The following is a 12,221-nucleotide window of genomic DNA, read 5'->3' on the forward strand; positions in this document are numbered from 1 at the left end:
GATACGGATTGCTATATCGGCGGTTGTCGCCCGTCACGCAGGATGCCATGTCAGTGTTATCGTCACCGTCTATTTTTGGTTACACTAGAGCTTTTCGAGTGCCTTGAGGGCAAAAGATATGTTTCTAGGAAAATACGGCGCCATGGCTGGCGCTGTTGCGGTGGCGGCATGTTGGCCGTTTGCCACCGGTCAAATCGCGCAATCTATGTATGAACGCGAAGTGGCACAGTTTAGCTCGCCAGACATTACGGTAGAACAACGGGAATACCATCGCGGTTACCTTGATTCTCGCGCTGTGACGCGTTTGCACTTTAAAGGTGACGTCAAGCTAGCTCTAGAAGAGGCGGGTCTGCCCAGTGAGTATGATCTTTCCTCAGAGATCACCCATGGTGTGCTCGGCGTATCATCCACCAATACCTTAGTGTTGACCCCCGAGCTACAAACACTCACCCAGCGACTATGGCCGGGTAACCCGACCCCTATCCGCTTGGATATGGAAACGCTTGTGACAGGAGCATCGGATTATCAGTTGACCGTCGCACCTTTCTCATTCACGAATGAAGGCAAGAATCTGACAGCCAGCGAGCTCACCTTGATGGGGAGCTTGGCGCGCGATGGTGAAATTACCTTTGATTTTAACTGGCCAGCGGCGGCGCTGAACGCCGATAACGGCGAGCAGATAAAAATAGATACGGCTAAGGGTCAAGGACGGGGTTATTTACAAGATGATCTTTGGATTGGTGAGCAGGCATTTTCGGTTGAAGGCATGCGTCTGGTTGATACCAGCAACCAAGCTTATCGAGTCGGAAAAAGTCAAATTCAGATCAGCAATCAAATGGTCAATGCAGACGAAAACACACGTGCGCGCATTGATAATGCAAACCGCATTACCGTGTCTTCATTTACGTTGCCGGATAACAGTGAATGGCGCAACATCGCGTTGGTCTTTGATGCGAAAGGGCTAGACTATCAGGCGATGGCGACGATCGCCGGCCTATCATCTGATCTTGAGAACCCAGAGCAAGTTGACGCACTGGATCAAGCGATGATGACGCTATTACAGCAAGGACTAGCGTTAGATATTGCACCGGCGAGTATCACCTTACCGGATGGCGATGTAAGCGCTAATGTTGCGCTGAACTTAGCCAAAGCGGACCCACAAGCCGCTGCGCAGTTAGACTTAAATGCCTTGGTCAGCCGTTTGTCAGGCAATATCGACATTACCGTGCCAGATGCATTGCTAAGCCAGCCGCAATGGCAGGCGAAAAAACAGCAGTTGATCAAAGCGGGATACGCGACGATGAATGAGGGACAGTTTGAGCTCACTGCCACTATTGAGGGTAATCAAATTGTGTCTAGTAATGGCGAGTCGATGCCGCTGATGCTATTTGCGATGTTAATGATCTAACACAATCAGTGATGGGGCACAGTCTTAGTGTGCTCCATTGTTGACCCCTTATTTCGCTAGCTGTATAAATAGTTGATAACTATAACGCTATAAGATAATTCATGACCCAAGCACTCCCCGATCTTAAAGCCAAAAAGTATAAAACAGTGCGTGAAGAAGCCGTGATTGGCTTACGTGCGGTTGGCTTTCTTAAACATGGCACCGCCACTCACGTACAAATTAAAACCCCGGTTGGGCAAATTTTTAGCTGCCAGAGTACCTTCATTGGCTTTGATGGCGAACAGCGACTGTTCTTTACCATTCCCACCCGTAACATTAAGCAGTTGAATCAGTTCTTTGTCGAAGGGTATCGCATTGCGGTTGATGGCGTATCGGATGAGGGCGAAGGCACCAAAATTCGTTTTGCCTCACGGATCTCACACATCATGATGTCGCCAGTCGCGATTATGCTGGTGGAATTACCGCAGCAAGCCAAGCTGATTCAACAGCGGAAAGAAAGCCGTTATGAGCTCAACGTCAAAGGTGAAATCCCACTTGAGAAGCGACGTTTGTCGGTCAACCTAACCGATATCTCCGCCGGTGGTTGTGGATTTAGTTTTGATGCTATTGCTCCCGTGTTTGAAATGAAGCACCAACTCGCGATTCAAGTCCGGCCTTCTCACGGGGATGACTGTTTTGTGCTGAGTGGACAAGTAGAGAATCGTCAACAAAAGTGGGGCATGCAGCGCTACGGCTTGTCTTTTGATCAATCGGGACTTCAGCACTGTCGTGAATTGATTAAACGCTTAGTCTTTGACGGCTCACGCTACATTTTTAATCCCACCGTTGAAAGTGATGAGTGACAGTGTCACTCTAAACATCGTCATCTCTCTTTAGGCTAGGCCTTGCACCGTCACGCGTTGCCCAGTAATCGCATTATTGTTACTACGGGCAGCGCTGCACATAGGTGACTTTTGCATTGATGGCATGATGATCAAAAAAATGCAGCCAGCGTTTTTGATGGTGCTGGAGTGTATCGTCGGGCCCTTTTACTTCGACCCATTGATAGTCATCGGCTCGGCACATAAAAAGATCAGGCTGACCACTGCGGTTGTGTCGTCGATCAAACAAAATCCTTTCGAAACACGCTTTGAGTTGATGGGGGGAGAGCGCGCGTAACGCTGCGTCCAGTAATGGCCATTCGATAACTCCCCAGTGGACCCAATCATTGGTGATACCGTGCTTTTCTGCATAATGCTGCTTTATCAGCTTACGTGCGTTTTCTATGTCACTGAGGCGATCGTCAATGGCGGGTTGGCGCGCATCACAAAACTCCTCACTGTATATATCACGTGGCCCGCGTTGAAATGGGTTAAGAAATGCCCCTTGGACGGGCATAAAAAGGATGTCCCAAAAAAACAAGCCAAAAAGTGCGTTCAATAAGCAATTTTCGCTGTACCAGACGGTCCAACCTTGGGCACGATAATAATCGGCGACTTCCCACTCGACGCGATCGTGTAAGGGTAACAGGAGGTGCTCTGTGTGTATTTCATTGGTATATGTTTCAGGCAAGTCATGGAGCCTGCCAGGTTGTCGGACGGCTTTTTGTTGGGCGAGGCGATAGGCGATGTCACGTTCATCCTCATCATGGGGGGTGCGCAACATGGTGCCGATCAGTGTGGAGGCCAAGTCGATATCGTCTTGCTTGATGGCTATCCGCGCTTGTCGTTCACGGCTTGGAGGCTGTTTGGTGGTTTGATAGAGCATTTGCGCCGTATCAAGGTTTACATGGCGTTCGTGTTCACGGGCAATGCGATTCACTAACCGTTGGCGTTTCCGTTCCAGTGGTGGCCATGCGTACGGCGCGGGAAGCTGGTCGGTCAGGGCGAGAATGGTATCGGGTTGCTTGGCTTTTTTCGCTTGCCAATAATGCTCATTTAATGCCGACAAGTGTAACCAGTGGTCAATGTGTTCACGACAGTGAAAGAGACGTTCTGATTGACGGAGAGGATAAGCCTCAAAGGTTTGAATGCCCAGCTCGGCCACCACAAACTGACTTAAATCTTGGCGCGAGTTACCAAAGTAGAGCAGTAAAAATACGGATAACAACTCAGGTTGCAGACACTCAATGAGTATGGTTGGGCTGGTCAACGTGTCGCCATACGTCGCTTGAATCGCCGCTTGCCATTGCGCTTTACTGGCGCTTTTTGGCATGTTTGCTTGCGGATAAGCGCGAGCCATTTGGGGTTTGGTCAGAAGATTCAGCACCACCTCGGTGGCCGCCTGATGGGTGAGGCGGATATAGCCCTGCGTGGCCAATTCATCAAGCAAGGGAGACAAGTCGCCGAGTTCGTGATACACCAATTTTTCGGCGACAAACCAATCATGACGACGCATCAATAATCGGATCAGCAAACATTGCGCCTTAAAGCTAAGCTGTTGAAAGGTGGTGATCCAATGACGCTCTGCGTGATTGAGCAGATCCCAATCACGTTCAGACACTAAATCCATCAAGCATAGGAAGTTATGATGATAATAATAGGGAGAAAGAGGGTCAGGCTGCGTCATCCTTTGTCCTTTTTTGTTTTGTTACGACACATGCATTCAGGAGCTGCCGAATGAAACGGAGTATCGCCTTACTATTGTCAGTTGTTAGTTGGTTGGTGTCGAGTTCTGTGTTAGCCGACGCAGAGAATACGTTTTCACCTGAGCAAGGGATCGCTGGCGTGGCCTGTATGGTGGTTGATCCTGCAGGGCGCTTGCTGCTGGTCAAAGACCGCGTCAGTGGCCGCTATGGATTACCGGGCGGCCGTGTAAGCCTTGCGGAATCCCCGCAAAAAGCATTAGCACGAGAAGTGTTTGAAGAGACCGCTATTCGCGTCGATGTTGGTAAGGTGCGCTATCAGGATCATCGCGGCGTCTTGTTTGATTGTCGCAGCCTGGCCCCATTACCGGTTGTCTCCCAAGCGGATGGTACTGGCATCTTGCCTGCGTGGCTAGCGCCGAACTTTGCCTCTGAAATTGACGAAGCCCGACTCGTACCCAAAGCGCACGCTGAAGACTATCAATACCGATTTAATGATAGGGGAGCGCTACTGTGGTCGTTGGTCGATAAAGTGCCAAGCAGCGATGTGACCGCGTTGGCAGACTTTAGCGCACTCGCCCCTGCCTTTTATGTGAGTCAGTACGGGTTAGTCTCGGGTGTCCAGCAAGCCGTTGCCGCAATGGGCGAGACTATGGCTTCGTTCACCACTCAGGTCTTTTGGCTGGTCAATATTTTAGGGGAAACGGCATTCTATCTTGCTTTTGTGCCGCTATTTCTGGTCTTCAGGGGCCATAAATCGGCCTTGTCTTTGTTGTTTTTGCTGATCAGTGCTGCCGCGGTATCAACCCTTCTAAAAAGCGGCTTTGCAATGCCTCGGCCTTTCTTTATTTGGCCCGAGTTAAAAATCGGTGATGCGAGAGGTTTTACAGTACCGAGCGGCCACACCTTACTGGCGGCAGCGGTAACAACGGCTTGGTATCTTAAGCGGCGCGCTGAGCATCCGCCCGCCTATGGAGCGTTGGCGCTGACAGTATTAGTGATTGTATTGATGGGCCTGAATCGGATGTACCTCGGTGTACACTTTGCCAGTGATGTCATCATTGGCGGCTTGATTGGTGTCGGCATTGCAAGTGTGACCGTCAAACTCGATAGTCTGACGGTAAAAAATGCGCGTCCTCTGCTCAATACCGCACGGATATGGCTGTTGGTATGCATCGTATTGGCGCTTGCAGCATTGGCGGTGAAGTTGCCAAATTTGCTGTATCTTGCCGCACTCGCGGCCGGCGTTTATACCGGTCAAGTTTGGCATAAGCTGTTCCCAACCCGTAAACCCGCACAAACACGAGGCGGAAAAATACTCACTTTTGCGTGGATTATTCTCGGCGCGGGGATCATTCTCGGTATTGCTTATGGTGTCAGCCAGTTAACTGGGGTCAGTTGGGTGTTGCTGATTTTCACGTGCATGGCAATTTGGAGCATACCGCCTTGGGCATTGATCGCCAGCCCTGAGTTAGCACGTTGGTTAGCCCGAAAAATAGGCATGCAATCGTTATAGCTACGTTTGGCGAATGGTGCTTTGTGATGGGTTGATGGTGAATTATGGGTGATCGCTTTGGCTGCGCGTAGAGTTAAGGTAAAGTGACAGCACAACAAAAAGTCACACCAGGCATGGTGGATACTGCGCACAGGAACAGCAATGATACCGGCAATACACCCACAGGCGGGCTTGTCGTCCGCCGTCGTTGATTTTCTAACCGCTTTGCAGCAAGCAGGCTTTGAAGGCGATATTGAGTCAACTTACGCGAGCCGATTGGCGGTGGCGACCGATAACAGCGTCTATCAGGCACTGCCACAAGCAGTGCTTTTCCCCGCGAGTGTGGACGACCTCGCACTCATTGGGCACACCGTACAAGCGCCGCCTTTCAATGCGATTAAATTCTCTCCTCGCGGTGGCGGAACGGGCACTAACGGTCAGTCACTGACGAAACATGTGGTGGTAGATGTTTCTCGCCACATGAATCAGGTATTGGAGGTAAACCCAGAGCAAGGCTGGGTCAGGGTGCAAGCTGGTGTGATTAAAGATCAGCTCAATGATGTCCTGCGGCCTTACGGTTTCTTCTTCTCGCCCGACCTTTCGACCAGTAATCGCGCCACCATTGGCGGTATGATCAATACGGATGCATCGGGACAAGGCTCGCTTCGTTACGGGAAAACCTCTGACCATGTATTGGGTCTAAAGGCGGTACTCGTCGATGGCAGTGTGTTAGATACGCAACCTTTAGATAGTGATCAATTAAATCATGCGATGGAGCGAGACGATCTTGCCGGTCGTGCATTAGAGACTGTCTCGTCGGTGTGTAGAGAGCACCGAGATTTGATTACGCGTACCTTTCCGCCTTTAAACCGCTTTCTTACTGGTTACGATCTCAAGCATGTCTATGATGACGCATTGAGTCGGTTTGATATCTGCCGCGTCTTATGCGGCGCGGAAGGCTCGCTGGCCTTTATTGCCGAAGCGACCTTAAACATTACTCCGATCCCGACGGTGCGCACCTTGGTCAACATCAAGTACGACAGCTTTGACTCTGCCTTGCGCAATGCTCCTATGATGGTCGAGGCCAAGGCGTTATCGGTTGAAACTGTCGATGCCAAGGTATTGGATTTGGCACGCAACGACATTGTCTGGCACACCGTGAGTGATTTGTTGCAAGACGTGCCGGGCAAAACCATGCATGGCATCAACATGGTGGAATTTGCAGGCAATGACGCTGACGATATTGATCAACAAATTACCGCTCTTTGTGACAAGCTGGATGCCTTGATTGAGCACGAGCAACAGGGCGTGATTGGCTACCAAATCTGTCGCGATCTCGCGTCGATCAACAAGATCTATGCGATGAGAAAAAAGGCGGTCGGCCTGCTCGGGGCGACGAAAGGGAAAGCGAAGCCGGTGCCTTTTGCCGAAGATACCTGTGTGCCGCCTGAACACCTAGCCGACTTTATTAGTGAATTTCGAGCCTTGTTAGACAGCCATGATCTGCATTATGGCATGTTTGGTCATGTCGATGCGGGTGTGCTCCATGTTCGCCCCGCACTAGACCTGTGCGATCCGGAACAAGAGCGAATCATGAAAACCCTGTCAGACCAAGTCGTTGCGCTGGTCGCGAAATACGGTGGTTTGATGTGGGGGGAGCATGGCAAAGGATATCGTTCTGAATACGGACCGGCGTTTTTTGGTGACACCTTGTTTACCCAATTACGGCGAGTTAAAGCGGCATTTGATCCGCAAAACCGCATGAATCCCGGCAAAATTTGTACGCCTATTAATAGCGAAGATGCGTTGGTTCGTGTTGATGACACCAAGCGTGGTTTTTATGACCGGCAAATCCCCGTTGAGGTTCGCGACAGCTTTAAAGGCGCGATGGAGTGTAACGGAAACGGGTTGTGCTTTAACTATGACACCGCGTCACCGATGTGTCCGTCGATGAAAGTTAGCTACGACCGTCGCCATTCTCCCAAAGGACGCGCGGGGATCGTACGGGAATGGTTGCGTCTATTGGCTGAGCAGGGTGTCGATCCGCTCGATGTGGAACAGGCCCTAATGACCCAATCCCCTTCGGTGCGTGAGGTGATGAAAAAATTTGGCCGCTATTTTACTCGACGTAAGCAAGCGGACGATTTTAGCCACGAAGTGATGGAAGCGATGAATGGCTGTTTGGCGTGTAAAGCGTGTGCGAGCCAATGCCCGATTAAAGTCGACGTTCCCAGCTTTCGCTCTCGGTTTATGCAATTGTATTACAGCCGCTACCCGCGTCCGATCAAAGACCACCTCGTGGCGAACATTGAAACGTTATTGCCCCTGATGGCAAAAGCGCCTAAGTTGGTAAACGCTGTCACTCAACCCCGCTGGGCACAAGGGTTGACGGCAAGATTGGTGGGATATACTGATACGCCTGCGTTATCGGTGCCCACCTTAGCAGCGTCTTTGGCTGGCGATCATGCGCTAAAATTTGATCTAACTTGGCTGCAAGCTCTGTCTGCGCAAGAGCGTGAAAATTATGTGTTGATTGTCCAAGATCCGTTTACCAGCTTTTATGAAGCACCGCTTGTGCATGATCTTATTCAGCTTGCGCGCCAACTGGGGAAAGTGCCGATGTTGGTTCCGTTTAAGCCCAACGGTAAGGCCCAGCATGTGAAAGGCTTCTTACGCCGGTTTGGGGCAACGGCACAGAATACCGCTGCGTTTCTTAATCAACTTGCTGCGCTGAATATTCCCTTGGTGGGCGTCGATCCGGCATTGGTGCTTTGCTATCGTGATGAATACTGCGAAGCGTTGGGCAAAAAACGAGGCGATTTTAACGTTCAACTCAGTCACGAGTGGTTGATGTCAGTGGTGCCAGCATTGCCGCCAGCGGACACTATAGACGCAGGAACCTGGTATCTGTTTGGTCACTGTACTGAAAAAACACAATTGCCACATGCAGAGCAGCAGTGGGCACAACTGTTCGCTCACTTTGGTGCCGAGCTAAAACCGGTATCGGTTGGATGCTGTGGTATGGCGGGTACCTATGGCCACGAAGCCGATAAGCGTGAGACCTCGCAAGCCATTTACGATTTAAGTTGGTCAGGCAAGTTGGCCGAATTGCCGGCGGAGCGAGTCCTCGCGACGGGCTATTCGTGTCGCAGTCAGGTAAAACGGTTTAGTGAGCAACAATTGCGGCATCCATTGCAGGTATTGCTGCGTTTAGCGTGCACCCGCAGTGATCGTGTCCATACTGAACACGTAAAGTAACATTGAGCTTGCACGTAAATGGGTTTCGCGTACAGTGAAATAATGGCTAAAAACGAAGGCAAAACAGATGCTTAAAACGATTGTTATCATCTTGCTGGTTTTGGTTGGTATCACCGCGGCACAGTACCTTGATGAGGGCACGCAAAAGAAAATTGCGTGGGTTGTCGGGGGGATTGCGGGCGTGCTTGCGCTGATGGTCATTGGCGCCGAGCTATTTCGTTAACGACCTGTTTGCTCGGCAAACGGTTAAACGCCCCCATCGCGAGATGTTGGGGCGTTTTTGATCCTATCGCTAAACGGTTATTTACGCTTGCGAGACGGCTTATTGGTAGTGGCCGACGCACGGCTTTTGCCGCTGGGACGACGAATATCGGGTTGATTCGGATGTTTGGTCGCAAAGCGCTGGGTGCCATGACGTCCAGAGCGGCGCTGACGTCCCACTTTAGTTGGAGCGTCTTCTTTCGGGATCAAACATTTAGGGCCGTTACCTATAAGGTGGCTTTTACCCATACGTACCAAAGCGTCACGGATCAGTGGCCAGTTAGCAGGGTCGTGGTAACGTAACAGTGCCTTGTGCAGTCTACGTTGACGCTCGCCTTTGGCGACGGTGAGATCTTCGCGTTTTTTATACTTCACTCGCTTCAGTGGGTTGGTCTCAGAGTGATACATCGCGGTGGCATTACACATCGGTGATGGGTAGAAGTTCTGCACCTGATCACACTCAAAGTCGTTTTCTTTCAGCCAGCATGCCAGATGCACCATATCCTCATCCGTACATCCGGGATGAGCGGCAATAAAGTAGGGGATAAGGTATTGTTTTTTGCCTGCTTCTTTGCTGTATTTTTCAAACAGGGCTTTAAAGCGCTCATAGGCGCCCATCCCCGGCTTCATCATTAGATCGAGGGTGTTTTTCTCGGTGTGTTCGGGGGCGATTTTGAGGTAACCTCCAACATGGTGGGTGACCAACTCTTTCACGTATTCGGGCGATTCAATCGCGAGATCGTACCGGACGCCTGACGCGATCAAGACTTTTTTAATCCCTTCGACTTGGCGAGCTTTACGATATAAATCAATTGTATGACGGTGATCTGTGTTTAGCTTGTCGCAAATTTTAGGAAACACGCAAGACGGTCGCCGACAGTTGCGCTCGGCTTTGGGGTCCGAACAGCCTAAACGGTACATGTTCGCGGTAGGCCCACCGAGATCAGAAATGGTGCCGGTAAAGCCGGGCACTTTATCACGAATATCGTTGAGCTCTTCAATGATCGATTCATGTGAGCGGTTTTGAATGATCCGTCCCTCGTGCTCGGTAATTGAGCAAAATGAGCATCCGCCAAAACACCCACGCATAATGTTTACTGAGGTTTTGATCATGTCGTAGGCGGGAATTTTCGCCTTTCCATATTTAGGATGAGGAACACGTGCATAAGGAAGACCAAACACGTAATCCATTTCTTCGGTAGTCAGTGGCACAGGAGGTGGATTGATCCAAAGCAGCTGATCGCCGTGTTGTTGGGCCAGAGCGCGCGCTGAATAGGGGTTGGCTTCTAAGTGCATCACGCGACTGGCGTGGGCGTATAAAATGCGATCGTTTTTGAGCTTCTCAAATGACGGCAAACGCACATAGGTATTTTTCGCATCGTGGCGAGAAGGACGAATCGTGATCGGTTTCGCTGCGTCAGGTTCAGCTTTCTTACTCGTTTCACATTGCGTTTCAGTGGCGTAGGGATTTGGCATCACCATGGCTTTACCCGGCCTATCGATGCGCGTTGAGTCAACTTCGGCCATGCCTTCTGGGGGATGCTTCATCATCACTGCTGTCCCCGCGATCCGTGTCATATCAGCCAGTGCTTCGCCCCGCGAAAGACGGTGAGCCACTTCAATCAAGGCACGTTCCGCATTGCCAAACAGCAGAATGTCGGCTTTCGCATCACATAACACAGAGCGACGGACTTTGTCTGACCAATAGTCATAGTGTGCTAAACGGCGCAAGCTGGCTTCTATGCCGCCCAGCACAATCGGGGTTTGCTTGTACGCTTCTCGACAACGCTGTGAGTATACGAGTACAGCGCGATCGGGGCGCTTTCCACCTTCATTGTTAGGCGTATAGGCATCATCATGACGCAGTTTTCTATCCGCGGTGTAGCGGTTGATCATGGAGTCCATATTGCCCGCGGTAACACCAAAAAACAGGTTCGGTTCACCCAATGCCATAAAGTCATCTTTGCTGTGCCAATTAGGCTGCGCAATGATCCCGACTCGAAAGCCTTGTGCTTCAAGCGCGCGACCAATCACCGCCATACCAAAGCTGGGGTGATCGACATAGGCATCACCGGTCACAATGATGATGTCACAGCTGTCCCAGCCGAGTATATCCATCTCTTCTCGGGTTGTAGGCAGGAAAGGCGCCGGTCCAAAGCAAGCGGCCCAGTAGGGGGTGTAATCGTAAATAGCAGTTGGTGTCACGTTATCGTCTCTTGGTCAGCCCAGAGGCCTTGAGGATGGGGGATACCCCAAGACGGGCGATAAATTAGCCGGCGATTTTAGCGGTATTCCTGCATGGAGTATAGGGGCAAATGATCCCAGCGGGTACTCTATTGTGTGGAGGGGTTGTGGGCTTTCACATAATCAATAAAGGCACGATCAGCCAAAGACAGATAACCATCCTTACGCCATGCCATTGAGATATCGAGGTTAATCGGCTGAGTGAATGGGATCCCCACAATGCCATGTTCATGCTCGGTTACCATCTCAAGCAATGCGCTAATCGCAACGCCATGACGCACAATGTTTAAAATCATCGCCAGCAAATTCGTTTCCAAAGACAGCTTGGGGTGTATCGCGTATTGATGGCAAATATGATCCAAATAGTCCCGATGGAAATAGCCGGGGCGAAACATGATCAGCTCATGATCGAAAAAGGTCTGATAGTCGAGGGTTTGGTACCCGGCAAGTGGGTGTTCCTTACTGACCACAGAAACCATTTGCGAGGAAATGAGGGGCATGGTTTCTAACGATGAGGGCACATCACTGGCGGTGATCACCGCCAGATCCAAGTCACTCTCGAGTAGCATCTTTCGTAATGAATGGGTGCCAGCTTCGATAATGGTTAACTTTAAGTCAGGATAGCGTCGCCGAAACCCCATCAATAAGTCCGGAAAAAAGTAGGAACCCAGCATACCGGGCACACCAATCCGAACCTCGCCCTTTTGCAACCCTTTCAGCTCATCCATTGCGGTGGCCGTATCGCGCATCTGTTGCACCACACGATGCGCATGAGTGAGCAGCACTTGGCCTTCTTGCGTTAGCTGAATCCGCTTCTCGCCGCGCACGAAAAGGGGCATAGAAAGATGGTGTTCAAGCTTTTTGATCGCGATACTCAACGCAGGTTGCGCAATGTGAAGCTCCTGTGCGGCGTGGGTAAAGCTCCCCGCCTCCGCGACAGCAATAAAGTAACGCAGCTGTTTAATGTCCATGTATAAATAATAGATATGGAT

At 50.7% G+C, this 12,221-nt stretch carries 8 protein-coding genes; 5 read left to right on the forward strand and 3 right to left on the reverse strand.

Annotation, left to right across the window (positions count from 1 at the left end):
- Positions 1-118 precede the first annotated feature (118 nt).
- Complete coding sequence (locus BZG82_RS15115; RefSeq protein ID WP_077766220.1) at positions 119-1,408, forward strand: DUF945 family protein; 1,290 nt, start codon at positions 119-121, stop codon at positions 1,406-1,408.
- Positions 1,409-1,509: 101 nt separating this feature from the next.
- Positions 1,510-2,250: a PilZ domain-containing protein gene (locus tag BZG82_RS15120; protein ID WP_077480091.1), complete on the forward strand. Its 741-nt coding sequence runs from the start codon at positions 1,510-1,512 to the stop codon at positions 2,248-2,250.
- Positions 2,251-2,332: 82 nt separating this feature from the next.
- Here BZG82_RS15120 and BZG82_RS15125 read toward each other — a convergent pair whose 3' ends face one another.
- Positions 2,333-3,955 (reverse strand): VRR-NUC domain-containing protein, encoded by a 1,623-nt coding sequence (locus BZG82_RS15125; RefSeq protein WP_077766221.1) that lies wholly within the window; start codon positions 3,953-3,955, stop codon positions 2,333-2,335.
- A gap of 50 nt (positions 3,956-4,005) precedes the next feature.
- On the opposite strand from BZG82_RS15125, the gene BZG82_RS15130 reads away from it, so the two are divergent.
- The 3 genes from BZG82_RS15130 (at position 4,006) to BZG82_RS16420 (ending at position 8,947) form a co-directional block, all read left to right on the forward strand.
- Positions 4,006-5,487 carry a bifunctional NUDIX hydrolase/phosphatase PAP2 family protein gene (locus tag BZG82_RS15130; RefSeq protein ID WP_077766222.1) on the forward strand — a complete coding sequence of 494 codons (1,482 nt, stop codon included), beginning with the start codon at positions 4,006-4,008 and terminating at the stop codon, positions 5,485-5,487.
- A gap of 141 nt (positions 5,488-5,628) precedes the next feature.
- On the forward strand, positions 5,629-8,724 hold the full coding sequence (gene ydiJ / locus BZG82_RS15135) for a D-2-hydroxyglutarate dehydrogenase YdiJ (RefSeq protein ID WP_077766223.1): 3,096 nt from the start codon (positions 5,629-5,631) through the stop codon (positions 8,722-8,724).
- 67 nt (positions 8,725-8,791) lie between these two features.
- Positions 8,792-8,947: a hypothetical protein gene (locus tag BZG82_RS16420; protein ID WP_157891173.1), complete on the forward strand. Its 156-nt coding sequence runs from the start codon at positions 8,792-8,794 to the stop codon at positions 8,945-8,947.
- A gap of 77 nt (positions 8,948-9,024) precedes the next feature.
- On the opposite strand, the gene BZG82_RS15140 is transcribed toward BZG82_RS16420, so the two are convergent.
- Both BZG82_RS15140 and BZG82_RS15145 read right to left on the reverse strand, forming a co-directional pair.
- Entirely contained in the window at positions 9,025-11,190 is a 2,166-nt protein-coding gene (locus BZG82_RS15140) for a YgiQ family radical SAM protein (protein ID WP_077766224.1), read from the reverse strand.
- A 128-nt stretch (positions 11,191-11,318) separates the two neighbouring features.
- On the reverse strand, positions 11,319-12,200 hold the full coding sequence (locus BZG82_RS15145; RefSeq protein ID WP_077766225.1) for a LysR family transcriptional regulator: 882 nt from the start codon (positions 12,198-12,200) through the stop codon (positions 11,319-11,321).
- Positions 12,201-12,221 lie beyond the last annotated feature (21 nt).

Origin of the sequence: Salinivibrio sp. PR5 (assembly GCF_001996085.1) — a bacterium.
GTDB classification, from domain to species: domain Bacteria; phylum Pseudomonadota; class Gammaproteobacteria; order Enterobacterales; family Vibrionaceae; genus Salinivibrio; species Salinivibrio proteolyticus.

Coding starts and splice junctions, on each gene's coding strand:
- BZG82_RS15130 (WP_077766222.1), top strand. CDS start 4,006: ATGAAACGGAGTATCGCCTTACTATTGTCAGTTGTTAGTTGGTTGGTG.
- BZG82_RS16420 (WP_157891173.1), top strand. CDS start 8,792: ATGCTTAAAACGATTGTTATCATCTTGCTGGTTTTGGTTGGTATCACC.
- BZG82_RS15145 (WP_077766225.1), bottom strand. CDS start 12,200: ATGGACATTAAACAGCTGCGTTACTTTATTGCTGTCGCGGAGGCGGGG.
- BZG82_RS15125 (WP_077766221.1), bottom strand. CDS start 3,955: ATGACGCAGCCTGACCCTCTTTCTCCCTATTATTATCATCATAACTTC.
- BZG82_RS15115 (WP_077766220.1), top strand. CDS start 119: ATGTTTCTAGGAAAATACGGCGCCATGGCTGGCGCTGTTGCGGTGGCG.
- BZG82_RS15120 (WP_077480091.1), top strand. CDS start 1,510: ATGACCCAAGCACTCCCCGATCTTAAAGCCAAAAAGTATAAAACAGTG.
- ydiJ (WP_077766223.1), top strand. CDS start 5,629: ATGATACCGGCAATACACCCACAGGCGGGCTTGTCGTCCGCCGTCGTT.